We start from the raw sequence: 24852 nt of genomic DNA, 5'->3' as shown, positions 1-24852 counted from the left end.
CCAAAACACCCACCACAAGCACGGGGCACGGGGCACGGGGCACGGGGCACGGGGCACGGGGCACGGGGCACGGGGCGGCGCGGCTGGGCACTCGCGCGTGGCGACGTGGGCATGCGCGTGACGTCGTCGCAGGTTGTCGGTGCGCCGCGCCGGAGCGTCGGTGGACGGGACAGCCTTCGACAAAGTATCTTGACATCGAGAGACGTGGCCAGGGTGAGAGCGTCGTGACACGAATGAACGCACCGCGGGAGACCGCTGTGCCTCGACCCAGGTCGTCGCACCGTTACTGAGGAGCAGATGTGAGCAGCGTGGACACATTCGGAGCCAGGGGGACCCTGGACGTCGCGGGCAAGAGCTACGAGATCTTCCGGCTCGCTGCCGTCGAGGGACTCGACCGGCTGCCCTACAGCCTCAAGATCCTCGCGGAGAACCTGCTACGGACCGAGGACGGCGTGAACATCACGGCCGACCACGTCCGGGCACTGGCGGAGTGGGTGCCCGACTCGGAGCCGAGCACGGAGATCCAGTTCACGCCCGGCCGCGTGGTCATGCAGGACTTCACCGGCGTGCCGTGCATCGTCGATCTCGCCACCATGCGCGAGGCCGTCGCCGATCTGGGCGGCAACCCCGACCAGATCAACCCGCTCGCCCCGGCCGAGATGGTCATCGACCATTCCGTCGTCATCGACGTGTTCGGCCGCGCGGACGCCTTCGAACGCAACGTGGAGCTGGAGTACGGGCGCAACAAGGAGCGTTACCAGTTCCTGCGCTGGGGCCAGACGGCGTTCGACGACTTCAAGGTCGTCCCGCCAGGCACCGGCATCGTGCACCAGGTCAACATCGAGTACCTCGCCCGCGTCGTCATGACGCGTGAGGTCGACGGCGTCACGCGCGCCTACCCCGACACCTGCGTCGGCACCGACTCCCACACCACGATGGTCAACGGTCTGGGCGTGCTGGGCTGGGGCGTCGGCGGCATCGAGGCCGAGGCGGCCATGCTCGGCCAGCCGGTCTCGATGCTCATCCCGCGCGTCGTCGGGTTCAAGCTCTCCGGCTCCATCCCGCCCGGCGCGACCGCCACCGACGTGGTGCTGACCATCACCGAGATGCTGCGCAACCACGGCGTGGTGGGCAAGTTCGTCGAGTTCTACGGACAGGGCGTCGCCGAGGTGCCGCTGGCCAACCGCGCCACCATCGGCAACATGAGCCCGGAGTTCGGCTCCACCGCGGCGATCTTCCCGATCGACCAGGTCACCGTCGACTACCTCCGGCTCACCGGCCGCTCCGACGAGCAGCTCGCACTCGTCGAGGCCTACGCCAAGGAGCAGGGCCTGTGGCACGACCCGTCGCGGGTGCCGGCCTTCTCCGAGTACATCGAGCTCGACCTCTCCACCGTGGTGCCATCCATCGCGGGCCCCAAGCGGCCCCAGGACCGCATCGCGCTGACCGACGCCAAGATGGCCTTCGCGGACGTCCTGCCCAACTACGTCGGCGAGCACGAGCCGATCGTCGAGACGAGCCTGGACGAGTCCATCGAGGGCACGTTCCCGGCCTCCGACCCGATCGCCACGGGGACCAACGGCTTCCACGACGACACGGTGCCGCCCGGGCACGCCACCCACCGCACGCACAAGCGTGTGCCGATCACGATGGCGGACGGCCGGAAGACCGAGCTGGACCACGGCGCCGTCGTGATCTCCTCCATCACCTCGTGCACGAACACCTCCAACCCCTCGGTGATGCTCGCGGCGGGCCTGCTCGCGAAGAACGCCGTCGAGAAGGGCCTGCAGGTCAAGCCGTGGGTGAAGACCTCCATGGCGCCGGGCTCCAAGGTGGTCTCGGACTACTACGACAAGGCCGGACTGTGGCCCTACCTGGAGGACCTGGGCTACTACCTCGTCGGCTACGGCTGCACGACCTGCATCGGTAACTCGGGCCCGTTGCCGGAGGAGGTCTCCGCCGTCGTCAACGAGCACGACCTCTCCGTCGTCTCGGTCCTGTCCGGCAACCGCAACTTCGAGGGTCGCATCAACCCCGACGTGAAGATGAACTACCTGGCATCCCCGCCGCTGGTCATCGCCTACGGCCTCGCCGGCACGATGGACTTCGACTTCGACGCCCAGCCGCTCGGCCAGGACAAGGACGGCCGCGACGTCTTCCTCAAGGACATCTGGCCCTCCGCCGCCGACGTCGACGCCACCATCGCCAGTTCGATCGACCGCGAGATGTTCACCTCGGACTACGCCGACGTCTTCACCGGCGACGACCGGTGGCGCGCCCTGGAGACCCCCGAGGGCGACACGTTCGACTGGCAACAGGATTCCACGTACGTGCGCAAGCCCCCCTACTTCGACGGCATGAAGGTCGAGCTCACGCCGGTCGAGGACATCGCCGGGGCGCGCGTGCTGGCCAAGCTGGGCGACTCCGTCACGACCGACCACATCTCCCCGGCCGGTTCCATCAAGGCCGACAGCCCCGCCGGCAAGTACCTCGCCGAGCACGGCATCGCCCGCCGCGACTTCAACTCCTACGGCTCGCGGCGTGGTAACCACGAGGTGATGATCCGCGGCACCTTCGCCAACATCCGCCTGCGCAACCAGCTCCTCGACAATGTCGAGGGTGGGTACACCAAGAACCTCCTGACCGGCGAGCAGGAGGCCATCTTCGACGCCGCCCAGGCATACGCCGCCGCGGGCGTGCCGCTGGTGGTGCTCGGTGGCAAGGAGTACGGCTCCGGTTCCTCGCGCGACTGGGCCGCGAAGGGCACGGCGCTGCTCGGTGTCAAGGCCGTCATCACCGAGAGCTTCGAGCGTATCCACCGCTCGAACCTCATCGGCATGGGCGTCCTCCCGCTGCAGTTCCCCGCCGGCCAGAACGCGGCCTCGCTCGGCCTGGACGGCACCGAGACGTTCGACATCTCGGGTGTGACCGCGCTCAACGAGGGGACCACCCCGAAGAGCGTGACGGTGACCGCCACCAAGGGGGACGGCACCGTCGTGGAGTTCGACGCCGTCGTCCGGATCGACACCCCCGGGGAGGCGGACTACTTCCGCAACGGCGGCATCCTGCAGTACGTGCTGCGCCAGCTCGTCGCCGCCTGACCGCCACACCGTCCGATCCAGGCGCCGCCGGCCCCGTCCCGCCTGGGACGGGGCCCGGCCCCGTGCCCTGCCCCGTGCCGACGGCGTGCTTGGCCCCGTGCCCTGCCCCGTGCCGACGGCGTGCCGGCCCTGTGCCGGGCGCGCGTCAGGCGCGCAGCGCCCTCGCCACCACCACGGCGGCCGCTGCCGACCACGCCTGCGGCCGGCAGGCGGCGGGGTAGGCGAGGGGCTGCGCGACCTCGTTATCGCTGTGCCCCCCGAAGAGCTCGGGGAGCCGGTGGTCGAACGCCTCGGCTGCGCGGAGCAGCCCACCCGCGAGCACCTTTGCCTCGTCCACCAGCCCTTCGGCCAGCAGTCCCTCGATGGCCATCGCCGTGTCGTGCGGCCACACGGACCCGGCGTGGTAGCGCAGCGGTGCGTAGCCGCCGTTCGTGGTCGACACCGTGCGGAGGCCGAAGCCGGAGAACATCGTGGGGTCCACCAGTCGGGCGGCCACCAGGCGTGCCTCCTCGGGATCGAGGATGCCCGTGCCGAGCAGGTGGCCCATGTTCGAGCTGATGGAGTCCACCGGTCGCTTGTGGACGTCGAGGGCGATGGCCGGGTAGCGGCCGCGATCGCCCTCGACCCAGAACGCCTCCCGGAACCGGTTCCGCAGCCGGACGGCCCACGTCCGCCACCCGTCCGCACCCGCAAGCCCGAAAGCGTCCATCAGGTCCGCCCCGACGAGCGCCGCGCGGTAGGCGTAGCCCTGCACCTCGGACAGCGCGATCGGCCCCTCGGCGAGCGCACCCGAGTGCCACCGTACGGAGTCGCCCGAGTCCTTCCAGCCCTGGTTGGCAAGGCCCGTGCCGGTGGTGTCCTGGTACTCGAGGAAGCCGTCGCCGTCGGCGTCGCCGTGGTCGCGCATCCACGCCAGCGCCGGCTCCAGGTGTGGCAGCAGTGAGCGCACCCGCTCCTCGTCCAGCCCGGCCCGCCAGGCGTCGTGGAGCAGCACGATCCACAGGGGAGTGGCGTCGATCGTGCCGAAGTACACCGGCGGCAGGGTGAGGCGCCCGCCGTCGGTTTTCAGCTCGAGTACCTCGCGGCGCACCTCGTGGAGGATCTTGCCGGGCTGCTCCGCAGTCTCCGCAGCCGTGCGGGTGCCCTGCAGGCGCGCGAGGGCGGTGAGGGTGGAGCCCGCCAGCCGTGGAGTGAGCGGTAGCAGCATCGAGGCCGCGATGATCGAGTCGCGGCCGAAGAGCGTGAAGAACCAGGGGGCGCCCGCCGCGAGGAATGTCTCCTCCGGGGCGTCGGCGGCGGCCATGAGCAGTGCGTCGAGGTCGCCGACGGCGCGCGCCAGGTAACGCCCGACGCGCGGTTCGCTCCGTGCCACCAGGTCCCGCCCCGCCTCGGCGAGGTAGCGGTTGCGCGGCGCCACCACCACTGCGCCCGCGTCCGCGATGGCGAGGTGCCACCGCGCGGTGGCGCGTGAGCGCGGGCCTGCCTCGAGCGTGAAGGAGATCCGGACCGTGTCCCCGTCGCTGCTCGTTCGGCCGTCGGTGACGAGGTGCACGGACGTGCCGGCGTCGCGCCAGGACCACCGCGGCAGCGTCAGAGCGGCCACCGGCGCCGCGCCGAGACCCTGCTTGACCGCCTCCATGGGTGTCGCGTCAGCCCGGAGCTCGAGCAGCAACTCGAGATGCTCGGGCTCGTCGGAGTCATTGACGAGGTCGAGCGACTCCGCGACGCCGCCGGAGGTCACCTCCCGCCGCCGCACCAGCGTCACGAGCGGGTCGACGACGGCCTCGGGACGGCGCGTCACGGCGATGTACTCGGCGGAACAGGCGGTGGGGCTGAGCGTGCACAGGTGCTCCAGGGAGTGCGTGGTCGAGGTCAGCGTGAGCGCGCGGACCACCCGTTCGTCGCCGAAGAACATGCCCTGCGCCCCGTGCTCGGCGATGGTGCCGTCCGGCCCCCCCCAGACCTGGAGCGGTGCGGCCAGCACCGGGTGGAGATCGTGCAGCAGTGGCTGGAGACCGGCCACGGGTGGCTCCTTCCGCCGGCGAGCGTTGCCGAGTTGAGACCTGGGAGCGGTCGCGCCAGGTTGACAGCATGTCACTTCCATTCCAGGATGACAGCACGGGTTTGAACGATCAAATTCATTCTCGACGAGGAGAATCGCATGGCGACGGTACGGCCCACCCTGCAGTCGCTGGCCGCCGCGCTCGGTGTGTCGCGGCAGACGGTCTCGAACGCCATCAACCGGCCCGACGTCGTCGCCCCGACCACGCGGGAGGCCGTGCTCGACGCCATCCGGGAGGCGGGCTACGTTCCTTCGCACGCCGCCCGCCAGCTGCGGACCGCACAGTCGCGCACGCTGGCCATCCGGATGATGCCGGACTTCGACGGCATCAACGGTCACATCCTCGAGTTCTTCCTCCACGAGCTCGCCGAGCAGGCCCGCCGCCGGGGCTACCGGCTCCTGCTCTTCGCGGCGACCGACGAGAACGACGAGATCGGCACCTACGAGGACATGTTCGCCGCCGGCGACATCGACGGCGTCGTGCTCACCTCGACGCACGTGGAGGACCGGCGGATCCCGTGGCTCGTCGAGCGAGGTGCACCGTTCGTGTCCTTCGGGCGGCCCTGGAGCGAGCCGGATCCTTTCGACGTGCCCTTCGACTGGGTCGACGTCGACGGCGCCGCGGGGACGTACGAGGTGGTGCGCACCCTCGTCGAGGCCGGTCACCAGCGGCTCGGCTACCTCTCCTGGCCCGCCGAACCGGGTGTGGGCGGCGACCGGTGGCAGGGCTGGCGCCGCGCGATGGCGGAGCATCGGCCGGACGTCGACGCCGTCGCCTGGACGGTCGAGTGTCCGGACGACCTCGCGCGCCTGGGTTCGGTGGCGGCCAGGACGCTGCTGGACCGCGGTGCCACCGCCCTGGTGTGCGCCTCCGACTCCCTCGCCATCGGCGCGAGCATCGCCTTGCTCGAGTCCCCGGGCCGCCGCGCGGTGGTGGTGGGCTTCGACGACACCCCCGTCGCTCGCGCCGTGGGCCTCAGCTCGGTGTCCCAGCCCGTTGCCGAGGCCGCCGGGACCGCCATCACGCTCCTGGTCGACCGCCTGGCCGGCACCCCGCAGCGCCGCCAGGTGCTGCTGGCTCCCACGCCCGTGTTCCGCGACTCCGCCCTGCCCCCACGCCTGCACCAGACCCAACCCATCGAGGAACAGGAAATGTCATGAGATCCAAGAAGATCCCCCTCGTCGCGGCGCTCGCCGCGGGCGCTCTCGCCCTGGCCGGGTGTGGAGGGTCCGGTTTCGAGGACAGCACCGCGGACGGTACCGGCACCGGCGACTCCGCCACCGGCGACTCCGCCGGCGGGGACATCCAGGTCATGATCGGGTCGTCGGGTGACGCCGAGACGAACGCGGTCCAGACCGCGCTCGACGACTGGGCCGCGGAGAGCGGGGAGAACGTCGAACTGATCGTCGCGTCGGACCTGGCCCAGCAGCTCTCCCAGGGCTTTGCGGGCGGCAACCCGCCGGACCTGTTCTACATGTCGCCCGACCAGATGAACACCTTCGCCGCAAACGGCTCCATCGTCGCCTACGCCGATGAGTTGACCAACACGGACGACTTCTATGCACCGCTCGTCGACGCGTTCTCGGTCGACGGGCAGTTCTACTGCGCCCCGAAGGACTTCTCCACCCTCGCACTCGTCATCAACACCGGGTTGTGGGAGGCCGCCGGGCTCACCGACGCCGACATCCCCACCACGTGGGAGCAGCTGACCACGGTGGCGCAGACCCTGACGAAGGACGGCGTCGTCGGACTCGGGTTCGGGCCGGAGATCCAGCGCGTGGGCGTGTTCTTCCCACAGGCCGGCGGAGCGTTCCAGGACGGCGGTACCGCCGTGCTCAACTCCCCGGAGAACCTCGAGGCCCTCACCTACGTCAAGGATCATCTCGCCGCGGGTACCTTCGCCTACTCCTCGACCCTCGGCGCCGGCTGGGGCGGCGAGGCCTTCGGACAGCAGTTGGCCGCGATGGTCATCGAGGGCAACTGGATCGCCGGTGCCATGCAGAACGACTTCCCGGACGTGAACTACCGGGTGGTCGAGCTGCCGGCCGGTCCCGCCGGGCCGGGCACGATCCAGTACACGAACTGCTGGGGCATCGCCACGGATGCCGACAACGTCGAGGGTGCCAAGAAGCTCGTCGAGTTCCTCACCACCGACGAGCAGCAGATGGCGTTCGCCGAGGCGTTCGGCGTCATGCCGTCGGTGTCCGCGGTCGCCGAGGAGTGGAAGGCCGCCTACCCCGACCAGGCCGCGTTCATCGACGGCGCGGAGTACGCGATCAACCTGCCCGCCCAGCCGGGCTCCAGCGACGTGATCGGCGACTTCAACGCCCAGCTCGAGTCGCTCGCGACGGCTGACCCCGCCGCGATCCTGGAGTCCGTCAACAGTTCGCTGCAGGCCACCCTGGATTGATGCGGTCGGGTCCGGGCGCTGCGCACGGCGCGCCCGGAGCCGGGAAAGGTGATGCCATGAGCGCGCCCGCGACTCGCGCCGCCGGGCCGGCGCCCACCCGGCGCCGGCGGTCCAGCACCGGTCAGTCGGCCGCCGGCTGGCTGTTCGTCTCACCCATGCTGGTCATCCTCGGCCTCTTCCTCGTGGTCCCGATCTTCATGGCGGTCTGGGTGAGCGTCTCGGACTGGACCGGCAGGGGAAGCCCTTTCTCCACGAATGTCAGCTACGTGGGCACCGAGAACTACCGGGCGATCCTCTCTGACGGCGGTCTGCCCACACGCGACTTCGGCACCGCCCTGCGCAACAATGTCTACTACGTGCTGCTCGTGGTGCCGATCCAGACGATCGTCTCGCTCGTGCTGGCCGTACTGGTCAGTCAGAACATCCGGGCGCGGTCCTTCTTCCGCACCGCGTTCTACTTCCCGTCGGTGACGTCGTCGGTGGCGATCACGGTGCTGTGGCTTTTCGTGTTCTCCTCCACCGGCGTGGTGAACAAGGTGCTGTCCGTCCTCGGCGCGACCGGGCCCAACTGGTTCAACGACCCGCGCGGCGTCAGCCACGTGGTGCTGACCTGGCTCGGGCTGGACACCGCCCCCGGAGCTCTGACCGGCGGCGGGTTCCTCGGCATCACCTGGTGGGACTGGCTCTCCGGCCCGTCGATCGCCATGAGCGCCTTCATCCTCATGGCGATCTTCACCACCTCCGGCACGTTCATGCTCCTGTTCATCGCCGCGCTGCAGCAGATCAGCGGGGAGGTCGAGGAGGCGGCCATGGTCGACGGCGCGAGCACGTTCGAACGGTTCCGGTACATCACCGTGCCGATGCTCAAGCCCACCATCTTCACCGTGGTGACCCTCGGACTCATCGGCACGTGGCAGGTCTTCGACCAGATCTACACCGGTACCCAGGGCGGACCCGCGAAGACCACGCTCACCCCCGCGTACCTGTCCTTCAACGCGGCGTTCAACAACGGCCGCTGGGGTCAGGGCGCCGCGATCGCGTTCATTCTCTTCGCGATCATCGTGCTCATGGCGGCGGTCCAGCGCTGGACGCTGCGTGACAAGGACGAGGTCGCCCAGCGGCGCCGTAGTCGCCGCACCGCCCGAGTTCGAAAGGCGGCCACATCATGACCTCCACCGGGGCGGTTTCGACCGCCACACGCGATCCGCGGGCCGGTCGTGGGCGGGGCGGCCGATCCGCCGAGCAGGGCGGCCCCCGACGGCACACCGGCCGTCTCTGGTGGGCGACCTACCTCGTGCTGATCACCCTGGCGTTGATCTACATCTCGCCGTTCCTCATCCAGGTGGTCAACTCGTTCAAGACGGACACCGCGGCCGCCGCGGACCCGCTCGGCATGAACCCGGCCACGTTCACGACCGCCGCCTACACGAGGCTGTTCCAGAACTCGGACTTCCCGCTGTGGGCGCAGAACTCGATCATCGTGACGCTGTTCGTCACGGCCGGCCGGGTGTTCTTCAACTCGCTCGCGGGCTACGCGTTGGCGCGGCTGCGCTTCCCGGGTCGCAGTGTCATCTTCGCCGGACTGGTCGCCGTGATGGCGGTCCCGTCGGTGGTGTTGCTCATCCCGAAGTTCCTCGTCATCAACACCGTCGGCATCTACGACAGCTACGCGGGCATGATCCTGCCCCTGCTGGTCGACGCTGCGGGTGTGTTCATCATGAAGAACTTCTTCGAGTCGATCCCGGCCTCGGTCGAGGAGCAGGCGCGGATCGACGGCGCCGGCACCTTCCGGACGTTCTGGTCGATCGTGCTGCCGATGGCGACCCCTGCGGTCATCACCATCGTCATCATGAGCTTCCAGGGGTCATGGAACGAGCTCAGCCACTTCATCGTCTCGACCCAGTCGACGGATCTGACCACGCTGACCCGCGGGGTGGCCCAGCTCGCCTCCGGGCAGCTCAGCCAGGGCAGTCAGTACCCGCTGAAACTGGCCGCCGCGCTCCTCATGACGATTCCGGTGGCGGTGGTGTTCTTCATCTTCCAGAAGCGCATCATGAACGCCTCGGCAGGTGCCGTGAAGGGGTAGCCACTCAGAGGCTCGGGCCGTCCTGCGTGGGTGGGAACTCCGCCAGCATCGCGCGCTCCTCGGCGAACCACGCGACGTCGGGATACCGCTCACAGGTCCGCCTGAGATCGCGACCCGCGACGAGAGCGAGGATCCGGGCCTTCTCGGCCCGGAACCCCTGCGTCCCGAGCACGACCCGGCCGAAGCCTTCGATGATCCCGGAGATCCGACCGGACCTGGCGTAGGGGTCGGCGCGGTAGTACGCGTAGAAGCCACAGGTACAGCCTTGGAGGCCGTGCGTGGTCCCGATGCTGCGGGAGTGGGCCCCTCGCACCGCGACGCTACCGCCGGGCAACTCCACGAGGACGCCGCCCTCGTGGAAGCACGACGCCTGGTTCTCCCCGGCTGCCCAGGCCTGTGTGTAGTAGAGCCCGGTGAGGCGCCCGTCCGGAAGTACACCGAACGACCGGCGTCCCCGGACCGAGCCCAGCACCAGGGCCGGACCCTCGTCCGGCATCACGGTCAGGCCGGCACTTCCTCGGGCGCCGGCTCCGTCATGGGTTCCGGCACCGGCACCTCCCGGGGCATGGGGACCACCTCGATCTCCTCGTCCTCTTCCCCGATGTCCCCCAGGCGAGCGGCCGCGTTCCGTCGCACCCGTGCGATTCCCGGTCCAGCCATGTTCGTCCTCCTCCGTCTGCCGCGGCGCACCCGCCGGAGCGGTATGGCACCCCGTCGGGCGCTCACGCCTCCCGTCGATGATGTGACCTACGTCGCACGGGCACAACCCCTGTCGGGCAGCCTGAGCGCGCGTCGGGCCTGCACGGGCGTGCGGTTGGCGATGCGGACCGACATGAGGCATGGACAGGCGTCCAAGTCGCAGGGTGACCAGTGTCGGATTGAGATCCGGGAGAACCGTGATATTCCGCCGTAGTTCTGCGTGGTGCGAACATCTGTTCTGGGCACAACGTCCCCTGTACGCCCGTGCAGAATGATGTCTACTCAGTTCTGTCAGTTCTCGACGACGAGACACAGAACGAGGTCACGATGACGTACCAGGGAAGCGTGACGGTCGAGCAGGCCGCCTACCGCATCGATTCCGAGGTGGGCCCGCTGAAGCAGGTGATCCTGCATCGGCCGGGCCGGGAGATGAGCAGGCTCACCCCCTCCAACAAGGACGCCCTCCTCTTCGACGACGTGCTGTGGGTGAGCCAGGCGCAGGCGGAGCACGACCGGTTCGCCGCGGTCCTGCGTGAGCGCGGCGTCGAGGTGCTCTACCTCGAGGAGCTCCTGGCCCAGACGCTGGAGAACCTCGACGCCCGTCGGTTCGTGCTCGACCACGTGGTCGACGGACGGATCTACGGGCTCGGCGCCCTCGACGCCCTGCGCAACCACGCGGACAACCTCGACAGCGGACGTCTCGCGAGCATCCTCATCGCCGGCGTCACCAAGCGGGAGCTGCTCGAGGAGATCATCGAGCCCGAGTCCGTCGCGATCGGCACGATGGGGCCCGAGGACTTCGTCCTCGCCCCGCTCCCGAACCACATGTTCACCCGCGACACCTCCTGCTGGATCTACGACGGCGTCGCCATCAACTCGATGCGCAAGACGGCTCGTCAGCGGGAGACGGTGAACTTCGAGGCGATCTACCGCTGGCACCCGCGGTTCGCCGACACCGGCCACCACGTCTGGTCCAGCGGTACCGCTGAGGGCGCCGCGACCGTCGAGGGCGGCGACGTCCTGGTCATCGGCAACGGTGCCGTCCTCGTCGGGCTGAGCGAGCGCACCTCGCCGCAGGGCGTCGAGCGTCTCGCCGCCCACCTCTTCGCCGAGGGGTCCGCCGAGCGCGTCATCGCCCTGGAGATGCCGAAGGCGCGGGCCTTCATGCACCTGGACACGGTCATGACCATGGTCGACCAGGAGTCCTTCACCAAGTATGCCGGCCTGGGGATGCTCCGGTCCCGGACGATCCGGCCCGGGCGCACCCCCAAAGAGTTGTCCGTCAGCGCGAACGCCGCCGAAGGCATGCATGCCGTGATCGCCGACGCGCTCGGCCTGGACAGCATCCGCGTCCTCACCACGCCGCAGGACGCCCTCGCCGCCGAGCGCGAGCAGTGGGACGACGCCTGCAACACCCTCGCCATCGCACCCGGCGTGGTCGTCGGGTACGAGCGCAACACCACCACCAACACCTATCTGCGGGCCAACGGCGTCGAGGTCCTCGAGGTCCCCGGCACCGAGCTCGGCCGCGGGCGCGGAGGCCCCCGCTGCATGAGCTGCCCCACCATCCGAGAGGAGATCTGACCATGTCCCAGGACCAGCTGACCCGAGAGGGGGCCCACCCGGCCCGCACGACGGCGACGTCGCCGCCGGCCGAGTCGCCCCACCCCCTCCATGGACGCAGCTTCCTCAAGGAGCTGGACTTCACGCCCGACGAGTGGCGCTCGCTGCTCGACCTCTCCGCCGACCTCAAGGCCGAGAAGCGGTCCGGCACCGAGACCCAGCGACTGGCCGGCAAGAACATCGCGCTGATCTTCGAGAAGACCTCCACGCGCACCCGCTGCTCGTTCGAGGTGGCCGCGTTCGACCAAGGCGCGCACGTGACCTACCTCGAACCGAGCGGCTCGCAGATGGGGCACAAGGAGTCGGTGGCGGACACCGCCCGGGTGCTCGGCCGGTTCTACGACGGCATCGAGTACCGCGGCAAGAGCCAGGAGGCGGTGAAGATCCTCGCCGCCCAGTCAGGCGTCCCGGTGTGGAACGGCCTGACCGATGAGTGGCACCCCACCCAGATGCTCGCCGACCAGCTCACCATGCGCGAGCACTCCGGCAAGGCTGACGGCGACATCGCCTTCGCCTACCTCGGTGACGCCCGCAACAACGTGGGCAACTCCCTGCTGATCTCCGGCGCCATGCTCGGCATGGACGTGCGCATGGTCGCGCCGAAGGAGCTGCAGAACTCCGCGGAGATCGTCGCGACGGCCCGTGAGATCGCCGCCACCACCGGCGCGCGGATCACCGTCACCGACGATGTCGCCAAGGGTGTCAAGGGCGCGGACTTCATCTACACCGACGTCTGGGTCTCCATGGGCGAGCCCAAGGAGGTCTGGGACGAGCGCATCGCCCTCCTCAAGGACTACCAGGTCAACGCCGCGCTCATGGCGGCCACCGGCAACCCGGACGTGAAGTTCCTCCACTGCCTGCCGGCGTTCCACGACCGCGGCACCAAGGTCGGGGAGGACATCTTCCAGAAGACCGGGATGACGGCGCTCGAGGTGACCGACGAGGTGTTCGAGTCCCCGGGCTCCGTCGTCTTCGACCAGGCCGAGAACCGCATGCACACGATCAAGGCCGTCATGGTCGCCACCCTGGGGAGCTGACATGCGCATCGTCGTAGCACTGGGCGGGAACGCCCTCCTCAAGCGGGGCGAGCGGCCCGACGCCGCCGTCCAGATCGACAACGTCGAGACGGCGGTCAAGGCCCTGGCGCCGCTGGCCGAGGAACATGAGCTCGTCATCACCCACGGCAACGGCCCGCAGGTCGGGGTCCTGGCCCTGGAGTCCGCGAACGACCCGAACCTCACCACGCCGTACCCCTTCGACACCCTGGGCGCCCAGACCCAGGGCATGATCGGCTACTGGCTGCTCCAGGCACTGCAGAACAACCTGCCCGGCCGGCACGTGGCCAGCATCGTCAACCAGACCCTCGTCCTCGCCGGCGACCCGGCATTCAAGAACCCCACCAAGTTCGTTGGACAGGTCTACTCGAAGGAGGAGGCCGAGGCATTCACGGCCGAGCGCGGCTGGGTGATGAAGGCCGACGGCGAGTACTACCGCCGCGTGGTCGGCTCGCCGCGGCCGCAGCGCGTGATCGAGACGCGGCTGGTCCGCACGCTCCTCTCGGCGGGCGCCGTCGTCGTCTGTGCCGGCGGGGGCGGAGTCCCGGTGATCCGCAACGAGTTCGGCAAGCTGCAGGGCGTCGAGGCCGTGGTCGACAAGGATCTCACCGCGGCCGTGCTGGCCGAGGCCCTGGAGGCCGACGCCCTGATGATCCTCACCGACGTTCCCGCCGTGCTGGCCGGCTACGGCACCCCCGAGGAGCGGGAGGTCCGCCGGTCCACCCCCGGCGCGATGCGGGAGATGGGCTTCGCCGCCGGCTCGATGGGGCCCAAGGTCGACGCCGCGTGCCGGTTCGTCGAGCTCACCGGCGACATGGCCGCCATCGGCCGCCTCGAGGACGCGCAGGCGATCATCGCCGGCACGGCGGGCACCGTCATCACCCCCGGTGGCAACTACGGCGGGCCGGACGACATCCGCCCGCCCGTGCCGCAGGAGCCGGAGAGCCGGGTGCGCCGCGCATGAGCGACCTGCCACCGGCCACCGACCGCACCGGACCGAGGTGATGGCCTCGTCACGTATCGCAAGCCGACAATCGAACACATGAACGGCCGCCGGTCGACGGCGGCACGGAAGACAGAGCCCCGAAGAACCGGGGCGAAACGAAACCGGGAGCGCGGCGACGCGCCCCAGAAGGAGTGAGTTTCGAATGACCAAGATCGTCAACTCGTGGAACGACTTCGACCCGCTCAAGCACGCGATCGTGGGCCGCGCCGACTACAGCATGATCCCCCCGGAGGAGCCGGCCACCTCTGAGAAGGTGCCGGTGGACTCCGAGATGCGCGGCATGTGGGGCCCGCGCCCCACCGAGACCGTGGAGAAGGCCAACGCGCAGCTCGACCACTATGTCGCCGTGCTGGAGAAGCACGGGGTGAAGGTGGACCGCCCCACCCCGATCCAGTGGAACCAGCACATCCAGACGCCGGACTTCCGCAACGACTCGATGATGACCCAGATGCCGCCGCGCGACATCCTGCTCACCATCGGCAACGAGATCATGTCCTCGGCGAACTCCTTCCGCTGCCGATACTTCGAGTACCTGGCTTACTGGCCGCTGATGAACGAGTACTTCGAGAACGACCCGGAGTTCAAGTGGACGCAGGCTCCCCGCCCCCGCCTGACGGACAAGTCCTACAAGCACAACTACTACGACGAGAAGATCTCGCTCGAGGACCGCCTGATCCGGACCGCGAACAAGGATTTCGTCACCACCGAGGTCGAGCCCATGTGGGACGCGGCGGACGTCATGCGGGTCGGCAAGGACCTGTTCATCCAGCACGGCCTGACCACCAACCGCAAGGCCATGGAGTGGTTCAAGCGGTACTACCCCGACCTGCGGGTGCACTCGGTCAACTTCCCCGGCGACCCCTACCCGATCCACATCGACGCGACCTTCGTGCCGCTGCGCCCGGGCCTGATCATCAACAACCCTCACCGTCCGCTCCCGGTGGAGCAGCGGGCGATCTTCGAGGCCAACGACTGGCAGATCGTCGAGGCCGCCAAGCCGGCCCACGACAACCCGCCGCCGCTGTGCTACTCCTCGGTGTGGCTGTCGATGAACTGCCTGGTCCTGGACCACAAGACGGTGATCGTCGAGGAGTCCGAGGTCTACCAGGCCGAGCAGATGGACAAGCTCGGGATGAACGTCATCCCGGTGCCGTTCCGTGACGCCTACGCCTTCGGTGGCGGCCTGCACTGCGCCACCGCGGACGTCTACCGCGAGGGCACCTGCGAGGACTTCTTCCCGAACCAGGTCGAGGACCCCACCCTCGTCTGAGTCCGAACGAGTGAGGGGGGTGCACGATGTGTACCCCCCTCCCGGGGGAGCACCCCTCGACCCCAAAAGCTGAACATCCCTGCCGTCTGGGCAGGACCCGCGAAGGAGCGGAATCACAATGCCGTCGTCAAGCCGTACCAAGCTCACCGGCTTCGCCATCATGTTCCTGTCCTCCAGTCTCATGGGCGGTATCGGAGCCTTTGCCCGGTACATCGAGGCTCCAGGACTCTTCATATCGCTCGCCCGCAACTTGGCCGGGCTCATCCTGATGACTCTGATCTTCACGGTCGGTCGCAAGTACGTGAGGTTCCGCGGCTTCAGGCTGACTCCTGCGATCATCGCCTCCGGCGTCTTCCTGGGCCTCCTGTCCGGCCTCTACGTGATGTCGACACAGATGACGACACTCGCCAACGCGGCCTTCCTCATCTACACCGGACCCATCTACTCGACCATCCTCGCGAGCATCTTCCTCAAGGAGCCGTTCACCAAGGCGACGGCGATCTCGCTCTCGTCCGTGTTCGTCGGCTGCCTCCTCATCATCGGCATCATCAACTACTCGGCGGGTGACGGATTCACTGTGTCGCTCGACCTCGACCCCAAGTACTTCGCGGGCAACATGGTCGCCCTGGCGTCAGGCGTCGCGTACGGTCTCTTCCTGTTCGTGAGCCGTTATCGCAGCGACGTCGAGTCCGACGTACGCGCGTACACCAACTTCATCTTCGCCGTCATCACCCTCGGCATCATCAATATCGTCAGGGTTCCTGATCTGGGCGGAATGACCGCCCGCGGGTGGATCGTCCTCGTGGTCGCGGCGTTCATCACCGGCGCAGGGGCGTTCTACTTCCTGACCATCGCGTCAAAGATCCTGCTGGCCGGCGAGCTGGCGACCATCTCCTACCAGGAGACGATCATGGCGACGATCCTTGGCGTCGCCCTGTTCAGCGAACCCCTTTCCTTCATGCAGATCCTCGGCGGCCTGCTGATCATCCTGGGCGGCCTCGCGCAGATCCTGTTCTCCACGAAGAAGACGCCGGGGCTGACCGAGGCCTTCACGCAGGGCGGGGTGGTCGGTGGGAAGACCACGGAGGACTCCAGAGCACCCGCCGGGGTCCGTGCGGACGAGGGCGAACCCGCCGTCGTCCAGGGAAGCATGGGACGTGAGCACAAGTGAGTCCCGATACCGTCTACATGGAGGACCTCGACGCCTTCACCTACCGGGAGCGTGTGGCGAACGGCGTACCGGTGCTCATCCCGGTGGGATCGACCGAGCAGCACGGACCGCACATGCCGATGAATGTCGACGTGCTCCTCTCCCGCGCGATGGCGGGAGCTGTCGCCGGGCAGACCGGATCGCTCGTCGCGCCGCCGATCGTCTTCGGGTACAAGTCCCAGCAGCGCTCAGGGGGCGGGAACCACCTCACCGGCACGACGAGCCTCGATGCCGCGACGGTGGTGTCCATCGCCAAGACCCTGGTGCTCGAGTTCGCACGCCACGGCGTACGGAAGGTTGCCTTCGTCAACGGCCACTACGAGAACTACCAGTTCCTCTACGAGGGAGCGGACCTGGCGATCCGGGAGCTCCGCCTCGACGGTGTCACGGACATGACGGTGATGCTCCTGTCCTACTGGGACTTCGTCGGAGACGACGTCATCGCGACGCTCTACCCGGACGGCTTCCCCGGCTGGGACCTGGAGCACGGTGGGGTCCTCGAGACCTCCCTCATGCTCCTGCTCCACCCCGACCGGGTCGACATGACCCGGGTGGCGGACATCCCGCCGGCCCAACTGCCAAACTACGACGTGCTGCCCGCCCGTCCGGAGATCACCCCGGTGTCGGGATGCCTGTCCTCCGGCGCCGCCGGGACCGTCGAGAAGGGCCAGATCCTCCTCGACGGCGCGTCGGCGGGCATGGTCGCCGCCGTCCGTTGCGAGTTCGGGATCTGATCGTCATGCTGCGCGGTTCAAGGACCGAGGGCCTCGAGGGGGCGTGCCCGCCAGTGGCGGCCCAGCCCGACGGGCCCGCAGCGCACGGGGAGACCCACGTCGACGACGTCCGCCGGGACGTCGAGGAGATGCTGCAGCCGATTCCGGAGGGGCAACGCACCACCCGGGTCGGGCCCCAGTTCTGGATCTGGGCCGGGGCGAACATCGCCCCCATCAACTGGGTGCTCGGTGCACTTGGCATCACCATGGGACTCGGCCTGTGGGACACGTTCGCGGTCCTGGCGGTCGGCAACGTCCTCGGGATGTTCGTGTTCGGCTTCTTCGTCCTGCTCGGCCAGCGCAGCGGCGTCACGGCCATGGTCCTCGGTCGAGCCGTCTTCGGCCGCCGTGGGAACTACCTGCCGGCCACGATCCAGGCCGTCGTGGTGATCGGCTGGTGCGCCGTCAACACCTGGATCGTCCTCGACTTGGTGATGGCGCTCTTCGGGAAGCTCGGCCTGGTCGACCCGGACCTCACCAACTACGGCTGGAAGTTCGGTGTGGCCGCCGTCGTCATGCTCGTCCAGGTGACGATCGCCCTGTTCGGCTACCGGGCGATCTCCGCCTTCGAGCGGTGGACCGTTCCCCCGACGCTCCTCATCCTCATCGCGATGTCGATCGCGGCCTGGTTCTTCATGGACATCGACTGGTCGTACGCTGGTCCGCCGAGCGGGGCTCTCACTGGGTGGGACCGCGTCGTCGCGATGTCCTCGGTGATGACGGCGATCGGCGTCGGATGGGGGCTGACCTGGCTCACCTACGCCTGTGACTACTCCCGCTTCGTCAGTCGGAGCATCCCGCGCAAGCGGCTGTACCTGGCCTCCGCCGGCGGCCAGATCCTCCCCGTCCTGTGGCTCGGGCTCCTCGGGGCGACGCTCGCCACCACGAACGGCTCGGTCGACCCCGGACAACTCATCGTCGACAACTTCGGCACCATGGCCATCCCCGTGCTCCTGCTCGTACTGCACGGGCCCATCGCCACGAATATCCTCAACATCTACACGTTCACCGTCACGGTCCAGAGCCTCGACCTAAATGTCGGCCGACGGGCGCTGAACATCGGCGTGGGCGTGGCGGCGATGGGTGCGGTGACCCTGTTCGTGTTCTCGACCGACATCGCCCACTCCCTCGACGCCTGGCTCTCCGCCGCGGTGGCGTGGACGTCCACGTGGGGTGCGATCGTGGCCGTGCGCTTCTACCTGCTCGACCGCCACTCCACCGACTTCACGCACTGCTTCGACCCGGTAGGCGGCGAGAGGCTCAGGGACTTCGACTGGCGGGCGCTGGCGGCGTTCGCCGTGGGGCTCACGAGCGCATGGCTGTTCATGCACGGGATGGTGCCCGCGCTGCAGGGTCCGTTGTCCGGCGCGTTGCACGGGCTGGACCTGTCGTGGCTTGCCGCCGGCCTCGGATCAGGCACCCTTTATTATCTGCTCGTACGTCACGACCCCGCCCTGAGGGCCCACTGTGGGACCGGACCGGCGGGACGCTCGCCGAGCGCGTCGACGACGAGGAGGTGAACCCCATGGCTATCACTTCTCTCGAACGGGCCATCGCGCCCGAGGCCGTGGACCACCTGAGCCCGGAGCACAAGGCCGCGGTGCTCATCCAGGCCCTGCCGTGGCTCGAGCGCTTCGCAGGCGGCTGCGTGGTCGTCAAGTACGGCGGGCACGCGATGGTGGACCCGGACCTGCAGCGTGCGTTCGCACAGGATGTGCTCTTTCTCCACCGTGTGGGGCTCAAACCCGTCGTCGTCCACGGCGGGGGCCCGCAGATCAACCGCATGCTCGGCCGGCTCGGCATGCGCACCGAGTTCCGCGGTGGGCTGCGAGTCACCACACCGGAGGTCATGGACGTCGTCCGGATGGTCCTGACCGGGCAGGTCCAGCGCGAGCTCGTGGGCCTCCTCAACGCGCACGTGGCGCACGCCGTCGGGATCTCCGGGGAGGACGGCGGGCTCTTCGGTGCCCGCCGCAAGGGCGCGCTCGTGGACGGGGAGGAGGTCGACGTCGGGCTGGTGGGCGATGTCGTGACCGTGAACCCGCGGGCGGTGGACGACCTGCTCGCCGCCGACCGGATCCCGGTGATCTCGACCATCGCCCCGGACGTCGCCCTTCCCGAGCAGGTCCTCAACGTCAACGCCGATACCGCGGCCGCCGCGCTCGCCGTCGCCCTCGGGGCCCGCAAACTCGTCATCCTCACCGACGTCGAGGGCCTGTACGCGCGATGGCCCGATCCGGGCTCCCTACTGCGCACGGTGTCGGTGTCGCAGCTGGCGGCGCTGATGCCGGACCTGCAGCGCGGTATGCGGCCCAAGATGGAGGCGTGCCTTCGGGCGCTGCGCGGTGGCGTCCCGCAGGCGCACGTCATCGATGGTCGCCGGGCGCACGCCATGCTCGTCGAGGTCTTCACTGAGGAGCACATGGGCACCATGGTGCTGCCGGACGGTGCGGCGTGAGCGCCGTTTCCGACATGCCCCGCTCCGAGCCGGCAGAGGTTCCCGGACACTCGGCGGAGGCGTCCGGAGAGCTCGCGCCCCTGGCGCGGGCGCTGGGCACGCTGGTCCTGACTGTGCGGGAGGCCGGGAACATGGTCCTCCTGAGAACCGTGCCGGGTGGCGCGCCCATGGTGTCGGCAGCGATCGACCGGGCGTGCATTGCCCCTATCGTGAGCACCGTGGCAGGCAACGATACCGTCCTCGCCGTGACACGATCGGTTTTCGCCGGTGGTGTGATGGCGCGCTACCTGCGAGCGCTCGCACTGGACGGGCCGGAGCACCGTCGGCACGTCGAGGCACCGGAGAAGGGATGACATGAGCACAGCGAGGCCGCAGACGGCACAGGCCGAGCCGATGCGACGGGGCTCCCGGCAAGGCGGGACCGACAAGGGGGAGCGACGCCGGGCGGAGATCGTCGACGCGGCGGCCGCCATCCTTCGTGAGGAGGGGCCGGCTGGTGTCTCGCACCGGACCGTTGCGCGGCGGGCCGGCTGCTCCGTCTCGTTGACCACGTACTACTTCCAGAACCTCGACGAGCTCCTCGGTGAAGCGGGGCGGGTCAACATCGCGTTGTGGGCGTCACGCGCCGAGAGCGCCGCGGAGACCATCGAGGCCGAGCCGGCGCCCACCGACCGGGACGCGGTGACGAGGTGGATCCTGCGGGCCTGCCTCCCGGCGGGCGAGGAACTTCTCGGCCACTACCTGCAGCTCGTCGCCGCCGCTGGCGCGGCCCCGGTGACCCGGTCCTACCGCACGGGCCGCGACCGGCTCAACAGTGCGGTGGCGCGCGTGCTGAACCGGGTGGGCAGCAACTGCCCACCCGAGCTTGTCATCGCCGTCGTCGACGGGGCCGCCGTCTCGGCGCTGAGCGAGGGACGCGACGTGCGAGAGACAGCGGCCGCGCTGCTCAGGCACGTCCTGTAGCGAGGGGCCGCCACCGCACCCGGGGGTGGTCTCAGGCGCGCTGGGGCAGGTTCTCGACCGCCAGCAGGGGCACGTCCCCGGCGGGCTCGATGCCCCAGACCTGCGCGAAGAAGCTCAGCTCGGCCAGCGCGGCGGCGCGGATGTGCTCCGCACTGCGGAACCCGTGCGCCTCGCCCTCGAACATCACCAGCGCCACGGGCAGCCCCTTGGCACGGACGGCGTCGGCCATCTGCTCGGCCTGGGCGGGCGGCACGACGTTGTCCTCCGTGCCCTGCAGCAGCACCATGGGCGCCGAGAGTCGGTCCGTGTGGTGGATCGGCGAGCGCTCCCGGTAGCGGGCCTCCTGCTCGGGATACGGCCCGACGAGACCATAGGTGTAGTGCGACTCGAACTTGTGCGTGTCGCGGGCCAGCGCCGCCAGGTCACCGACCCCGTACCGGCTCGCGCCCGCGGTGAAGACGTCGGTGAAGGTCAGCGCGGCCAGGGTCGTGAAGCCGCCGGCGCTGCCGCCACGGATCCCCAGCCGCGCGCGGTCCACGAGCCCCAGGTCGGCGAGATGCTCGGCACCGGAGGCACAGTCCGCGACGTCGACGACACCCCATGCGCCGTCCAGCCGTTCGCGGTAGGCACGCCCGAACCCGGTGGATCCGCCGTAGTTGACGTCGAGCACCGCGAAGCCGCGGCTCGACCAGAACTGGCCGGGCATCGAGAGGGCAGCCCGGGTCGCGGACGTCGGGCCGCCGTGGCTGAGCACCAGCAGCGGCGGCAGCTCACCGTCCGGGCCCGCATACCGTGCCGAGGTGGGCGGGTAGAAGAACCCGTGCACCGTCGCTCCGTCCGCGGCGTGCCAGGACATCTCGCGGGCGACGGAGACGTCCTCTGCGGCGAGCTGCACTTCGCTGCTCTCGCGAAGGACCACGACGTCGCGCTGCTCGAGGTCCAGTTCGATGACGGCCGGCGGGCGTGTCGGCAGGCCCGCCACGAGCACGGCGCGGCCGTCCGCGGCGGCCAGGCCACCGACCGGCTCCCACCCGGTGCGCCACTCCTCGAGCTCACCGTTGGCGAGCCGTACGGTACCCACGTGCCACCGGCCGGCCGACGTCCAGGCACTCACGAGGTGATCGGCGTCCAGCACGGCGAAGTCGTGATCGCCACCGCGCCACCTCGGGCGGGCGAACTCCGCCTCGCTCGGGTGCAGGTCGCGGGTGCGCGGGTGGCCCTCGCCGATCCCCTCGGTGCGGTAGAGGTTCCACCAGCCCGAGGAGTCGTCCACGTGCACGAGGTCACCCGCCGGAGTCCACACCGGCTGGGCCACGCTGACGCCGGAGCCGCCCGCGAGCACCGCGACCCCACCGAGCATGCCGTCGGGCGTGAGCGTCCCCACGTGCAGCTGCGAGCTGGTCCACGGCATGTCGGGGTGCTCCCAGGTGATCCAGGCCAGCCGCGCACCGTCCTCGCTCAGTGCGGGGGAGGCGACGAAGTCGTGCCCGGAGACGAGCACCCGGATACCCGTACCCGTCTCGGCCGCGGAGCCGTCGAGCGGGATCGCGACCAGCTCGTTCGCGGGCTCGCCCGCCGCCGCGACGCCGTGATCCTCCCGCACCGCGTAGACGAGCCCACGGTCGACGTCGACCACGGGCTCCGCGAGGCGCCAGAGCCACGGGGGAGTGAGCGGCACGGCGGCGGTGACGCCGGCCGCGTGGCGGCCCCGGCCGACGTCGAGGCGGTAGAGGCGGCCGTCCGGGGCGTGGGAGAAGACGAGGGTGCCGTCCCGCACGGTGCACGCGCCGCCGCCGTACTCGTACACCCGGGTACGTACGTCCGGCGCGGAGCCGTCCGGCACGGCCCCCGGAACCTCGGCCGTGATGTCGCCCTGACGGCGTACGAGCGCGACGCGCCCGCCCTCCTCCGGGCGCTCCTCCAACCAGTACACCGACTCGCCGTCGATCATGGGCTCCGAGAGCGACACGGCGTGCTCGGTCAGCGTCTCGGCCGTGACGGGGGAGGGCCAGCTGCCGTACGGCAGCGGCTCCCGGACGCCGATGTCTGGGTGGTCGTCGTCGATCATGAGCACACCATAGGGGCACGATCCGACACGGGCTCGGGTCGAGGGTGCGACACTCGCTCGGCGCTGTACGCGGACACTGCCGAAACCTCGCCGCCAGGGAGTTCGCACGGGTCCGTCTCGCCTGCGGGTGCCGTGCGGTCCTACAGTGGTGGGTCGGCGCGCCGTCCCGGGCGTGTCGGAGGAAGGAGCCCCATGAGCCACCTGGAGCGCGTCCGGCGCCCCGACGACCTGCGACGGTTGACGTCCGCGGAGCTCGTGGTGCTGGCCGAGGAGATCCGCGAGTACCTCGTCGCCGCCGTGTCGAAGACCGGTGGCCACTTGGGGCCGAACCTCGGGGTGGTCGAGCTGACCATCGCGGTGCACCGCGTGTTCGACTCCCCGCGCGACCGGATCGTCTTCGACACCGGCCACCAGTCCTACGTGCACAAGCTCATCACCGGCCGTCAGGACTTCGCCGACCTGCGTCGGCGCGGTGGCCTCTCCGGCTACCCCTCCCGTACCGAGTCGGACCACGACATCGTGGAGAACTCGCACGCGTCCACCGCGCTGAGCTGGGCCGACGGCATCGCCAAGGCCAACCAGCTGCGTGGGATGACGGACCGCACCGTCGTGGCGATCATCGGTGACGGCGCCCTCACCGGCGGTATGGCCTGGGAGGCGCTGAACAACATCGCCGAGGGCCAGGACCGCTCCCTCGTCATCGTCGTCAACGACAACGGCCGCTCCTACGCCCCCACCATCGGTGGGCTGGCGCACCACCTCGACGCCCTGCGCACCACCCCCGGCTACGAACGGGTCCTCGACTGGGGCAAGCGCACCCTGCAGCGGTCCGGCCCACCCGGACGCCTGACGTACGACGCGTTGCACGGCATGAAGAAGGGCCTCAAGGACGTCATCGCGCCCCAGGGCATCTTCGAGGGCCTCGGCATCAAGTACATCGGCCCGGTGGACGGCCACGACATCACCGCGATGGAGTTCGCCCTGACCCGGGCCCGCGCCTACGGCGGGCCCGTGATCGTGCACGCCATCACCGAGAAGGGTCGCGGCTACACCCCGGCCGAGACCGACGTCGTCGACCGCTTCCACGCCGTCGGGGTCATCCACCCCGAGACGGGGCTGCCCGTGGCTCCCTCGCGGTTCGGCTGGACGGCGGTCTTCGCGGAGGAGATCGTCGAGATCGCCCGCCGCCGCAGCGACGTCGTCGCCCTCACCGGCGCGATGCTCGCCCCGGTGGGCCTGGCACCCATGGCCGAGGAGTTCCCCGACCGCGTGTTCGACGTCGGCATCGCCGAGCAGCACGCCGTCACCTCTGCGGCGGGCATGGCCTTCGCCGGACTGCACCCGGTGGTGGCCCTGTACGCGACCTTCCTCAACCGGGCGTACGACCAGCTGCTCATGGACGTCGCCCTGCACGGCGAGGGCGTCACGTTCGTGCTCGACCGCTCCGGGCTCACCGGCGACGACGGCGCCTCCCACAACGGCATGTGGGACATGGCTCTGCTGCGCACCGTGCCCGGGCTGCGCCTGGCCGCCCCACGGGACGAGGCGACCCTGCGGGCCGAGCTGGGCGAAGCCGTCGCCGTGGAGGACGCCCCCACCGTGATCCGCTACCCCAAGGGTGCCCTGCCGGTGCCGCTCCCCACCGTGTCCCGGCACGGCAGCGTCGACGTGCTCGCCCGCCACGGCGGCTTCCCGCGCGTCCTTGTCGTCGGCGTGGGCGTGATGGCGCACACGGGCCTGGCGGTCGCGACGGCGCTCGACGCCCAGGGCATCGGCTCGCTGGTGGTCGACCCGCGGTGGGTCCTGCCGGTGAGCGAGGATCTCCTCACGCTCGCGCGCCAGCACGCCCTCGTGGTCACGATCGAGGACGGGTTGGCGACCAACGGCGTCGGCTCCGCGCTGCGCGATGCCCTCGCCGCGACCGGCACCGACGTGCCGGTACGTGCGCACGGCGTCCCGCTGCGATTCCTCGAGCACGCCACCCGCGCCCAGCTCGTGACGGACTTCGGGCTGCGGGGCCAGGACATCGCCCGGGACACCGCGGCCGCCGTCGCCGCCCTGACACCC

20 protein-coding genes are annotated in these 24852 nt (G+C 69.7%); 16 read left to right on the top strand and 4 right to left on the bottom strand.

From position 1 onward, the window contains the following. The first annotated feature begins 299 nt into the window (after positions 1-299). The gene (locus ACYC1Z_RS01630; RefSeq protein WP_461407813.1) at positions 300-3101 is read left to right on the top strand and encodes an aconitate hydratase; all 2802 of its coding nucleotides are present in this window, start codon (positions 300-302) and stop codon (positions 3099-3101) included. Between the two features lie 145 nt (positions 3102-3246). On the opposite strand, the gene ACYC1Z_RS01625 is transcribed toward ACYC1Z_RS01630, so the two are convergent. Beyond that, complete coding sequence (locus ACYC1Z_RS01625) at positions 3247-5124, bottom strand: glycogen debranching N-terminal domain-containing protein (RefSeq protein WP_461407812.1); 1878 nt, start codon at positions 5122-5124, stop codon at positions 3247-3249. Positions 5125-5262: 138 nt separating this feature from the next. Between ACYC1Z_RS01625 and ACYC1Z_RS01620 the strand changes: the two genes are divergently transcribed. From ACYC1Z_RS01620 to ACYC1Z_RS01605, 4 genes are read left to right on the top strand one after another with little or no spacing between them, the layout of a single operon-like run. Continuing rightward, the gene (locus tag ACYC1Z_RS01620; RefSeq protein WP_461407811.1) at positions 5263-6324 is read left to right on the top strand and encodes a LacI family DNA-binding transcriptional regulator; all 1062 of its coding nucleotides are present in this window, start codon (positions 5263-5265) and stop codon (positions 6322-6324) included. Further along, positions 6321-7574 carry a sugar ABC transporter substrate-binding protein gene (locus ACYC1Z_RS01615; RefSeq protein WP_461407810.1) on the top strand — a complete coding sequence of 418 codons (1254 nt, stop codon included), beginning with the start codon at positions 6321-6323 and terminating at the stop codon, positions 7572-7574. The genes ACYC1Z_RS01620 and ACYC1Z_RS01615 overlap by 4 nt, the downstream gene beginning before the upstream one ends. A gap of 56 nt (positions 7575-7630) precedes the next feature. Continuing rightward, a complete protein-coding gene (locus ACYC1Z_RS01610) occupies positions 7631-8743 on the top strand; it encodes a carbohydrate ABC transporter permease (protein ID WP_461407809.1) in 1113 nt (370 codons plus the stop codon). Further along, a complete protein-coding gene (locus ACYC1Z_RS01605; RefSeq protein ID WP_461407808.1) occupies positions 8740-9660 on the top strand; it encodes a carbohydrate ABC transporter permease in 921 nt (306 codons plus the stop codon). Before ACYC1Z_RS01610 ends, ACYC1Z_RS01605 begins: the two co-directional genes overlap by 4 nt. A 4-nt stretch (positions 9661-9664) precedes the next feature. On the opposite strand, the gene ACYC1Z_RS01600 is transcribed toward ACYC1Z_RS01605, so the two are convergent. Together ACYC1Z_RS01600 and ACYC1Z_RS01595 are read right to left on the bottom strand one after the other, a co-directional pair. After that, entirely contained in the window at positions 9665-10156 is a 492-nt protein-coding gene (locus ACYC1Z_RS01600; protein ID WP_461407807.1) for a hypothetical protein, read from the bottom strand. Between the two features lie 5 nt (positions 10157-10161). Next, positions 10162-10320, bottom strand: coding sequence for a hypothetical protein (locus tag ACYC1Z_RS01595; protein ID WP_461407806.1), 159 nt, complete (start codon positions 10318-10320; stop codon positions 10162-10164). Between the two features lie 366 nt (positions 10321-10686). On the opposite strand from ACYC1Z_RS01595, the gene ACYC1Z_RS01590 reads away from it, so the two are divergent. The 10 genes from ACYC1Z_RS01590 (at position 10687) to ACYC1Z_RS01545 (ending at position 20717) form a co-directional block, all read left to right on the top strand. After that, entirely contained in the window at positions 10687-11943 is a 1257-nt protein-coding gene (locus tag ACYC1Z_RS01590) for an arginine deiminase (RefSeq protein ID WP_461407843.1), read from the top strand. A 2-nt stretch (positions 11944-11945) separates the two neighbouring features. Further along, positions 11946-13019: an ornithine carbamoyltransferase gene (argF, locus tag ACYC1Z_RS01585; protein WP_461407805.1), complete on the top strand. Its 1074-nt coding sequence runs from the start codon at positions 11946-11948 to the stop codon at positions 13017-13019. Position 13020: 1 nt separating this feature from the next. Beyond that, on the top strand, positions 13021-14001 hold the full coding sequence (gene arcC / locus ACYC1Z_RS01580; RefSeq protein ID WP_461407804.1) for a carbamate kinase: 981 nt from the start codon (positions 13021-13023) through the stop codon (positions 13999-14001). Between the two features lie 184 nt (positions 14002-14185). Then, positions 14186-15313, top strand: a complete 1128-nt coding sequence (locus ACYC1Z_RS01575) for a serine/threonine protein kinase (RefSeq protein WP_461407803.1) — start codon at positions 14186-14188, stop codon at positions 15311-15313. Between the two features lie 118 nt (positions 15314-15431). Beyond that, positions 15432-16484: a DMT family transporter gene (locus ACYC1Z_RS01570; protein WP_461407802.1), complete on the top strand. Its 1053-nt coding sequence runs from the start codon at positions 15432-15434 to the stop codon at positions 16482-16484. Between the two features lie 17 nt (positions 16485-16501). Next, positions 16502-17257 (top strand): creatininase, encoded by a 756-nt coding sequence (locus tag ACYC1Z_RS01565; RefSeq protein ID WP_461407842.1) that lies wholly within the window; start codon positions 16502-16504, stop codon positions 17255-17257. A gap of 128 nt (positions 17258-17385) precedes the next feature. After that, positions 17386-18816 (top strand): purine-cytosine permease family protein, encoded by a 1431-nt coding sequence (locus ACYC1Z_RS01560; RefSeq protein ID WP_461407841.1) that lies wholly within the window; start codon positions 17386-17388, stop codon positions 18814-18816. A 5-nt stretch (positions 18817-18821) separates the two neighbouring features. Next, entirely contained in the window at positions 18822-19754 is a 933-nt protein-coding gene (gene argB, locus ACYC1Z_RS01555) for an acetylglutamate kinase (protein WP_461407801.1), read from the top strand. Next, the gene (locus ACYC1Z_RS01550; protein WP_461407800.1) at positions 19751-20107 is read left to right on the top strand and encodes an arginine repressor; all 357 of its coding nucleotides are present in this window, start codon (positions 19751-19753) and stop codon (positions 20105-20107) included. The genes argB and ACYC1Z_RS01550 overlap by 4 nt, the downstream gene beginning before the upstream one ends. Position 20108: 1 nt before the next feature. Further along, positions 20109-20717 (top strand): TetR/AcrR family transcriptional regulator, encoded by a 609-nt coding sequence (locus tag ACYC1Z_RS01545; RefSeq protein ID WP_461407799.1) that lies wholly within the window; start codon positions 20109-20111, stop codon positions 20715-20717. 31 nt (positions 20718-20748) lie between these two features. Here ACYC1Z_RS01545 and ACYC1Z_RS01540 read toward each other — a convergent pair whose 3' ends face one another. Continuing rightward, on the bottom strand, positions 20749-22785 hold the full coding sequence (locus tag ACYC1Z_RS01540) for an alpha/beta hydrolase family protein (RefSeq protein WP_461407798.1): 2037 nt from the start codon (positions 22783-22785) through the stop codon (positions 20749-20751). Between the two features lie 192 nt (positions 22786-22977). Between ACYC1Z_RS01540 and dxs the strand changes: the two genes are divergently transcribed. Further along, a partial coding sequence (gene dxs / locus ACYC1Z_RS01535) for a 1-deoxy-D-xylulose-5-phosphate synthase (RefSeq protein ID WP_461407797.1) occupies positions 22978-24852 on the top strand: 1875 nt, incomplete at its 3' end.

Source organism: Georgenia sp. (assembly GCF_054605595.1).
Note: the sequence above shows the minus strand (reverse complement) of the source record. Positions and strands in the feature narration are given on the sequence as shown.

Coding starts and splice junctions, on each gene's coding strand:
- ACYC1Z_RS01620 (WP_461407811.1), top strand. CDS start 5,263: ATGGCGACGGTACGGCCCACCCTGCAGTCGCTGGCCGCCGCGCTCGGT.
- ACYC1Z_RS01615 (WP_461407810.1), top strand. CDS start 6,321: ATGAGATCCAAGAAGATCCCCCTCGTCGCGGCGCTCGCCGCGGGCGCT.
- ACYC1Z_RS01610 (WP_461407809.1), top strand. CDS start 7,631: ATGAGCGCGCCCGCGACTCGCGCCGCCGGGCCGGCGCCCACCCGGCGC.
- ACYC1Z_RS01605 (WP_461407808.1), top strand. CDS start 8,740: ATGACCTCCACCGGGGCGGTTTCGACCGCCACACGCGATCCGCGGGCC.
- ACYC1Z_RS01600 (WP_461407807.1), bottom strand. CDS start 10,156: ATGCCGGACGAGGGTCCGGCCCTGGTGCTGGGCTCGGTCCGGGGACGC.
- ACYC1Z_RS01595 (WP_461407806.1), bottom strand. CDS start 10,320: ATGGCTGGACCGGGAATCGCACGGGTGCGACGGAACGCGGCCGCTCGC.
- ACYC1Z_RS01590 (WP_461407843.1), top strand. CDS start 10,687: ATGACGTACCAGGGAAGCGTGACGGTCGAGCAGGCCGCCTACCGCATC.
- argF (WP_461407805.1), top strand. CDS start 11,946: ATGTCCCAGGACCAGCTGACCCGAGAGGGGGCCCACCCGGCCCGCACG.
- arcC (WP_461407804.1), top strand. CDS start 13,021: ATGCGCATCGTCGTAGCACTGGGCGGGAACGCCCTCCTCAAGCGGGGC.
- ACYC1Z_RS01575 (WP_461407803.1), top strand. CDS start 14,186: ATGACCAAGATCGTCAACTCGTGGAACGACTTCGACCCGCTCAAGCAC.
- ACYC1Z_RS01570 (WP_461407802.1), top strand. CDS start 15,432: ATGCCGTCGTCAAGCCGTACCAAGCTCACCGGCTTCGCCATCATGTTC.
- ACYC1Z_RS01565 (WP_461407842.1), top strand. CDS start 16,502: ATGGAGGACCTCGACGCCTTCACCTACCGGGAGCGTGTGGCGAACGGC.
- ACYC1Z_RS01560 (WP_461407841.1), top strand. CDS start 17,386: ATGCTGCAGCCGATTCCGGAGGGGCAACGCACCACCCGGGTCGGGCCC.
- argB (WP_461407801.1), top strand. CDS start 18,822: ATGGCTATCACTTCTCTCGAACGGGCCATCGCGCCCGAGGCCGTGGAC.
- ACYC1Z_RS01545 (WP_461407799.1), top strand. CDS start 20,109: ATGAGCACAGCGAGGCCGCAGACGGCACAGGCCGAGCCGATGCGACGG.
- ACYC1Z_RS01540 (WP_461407798.1), bottom strand. CDS start 22,785: ATGATCGACGACGACCACCCAGACATCGGCGTCCGGGAGCCGCTGCCG.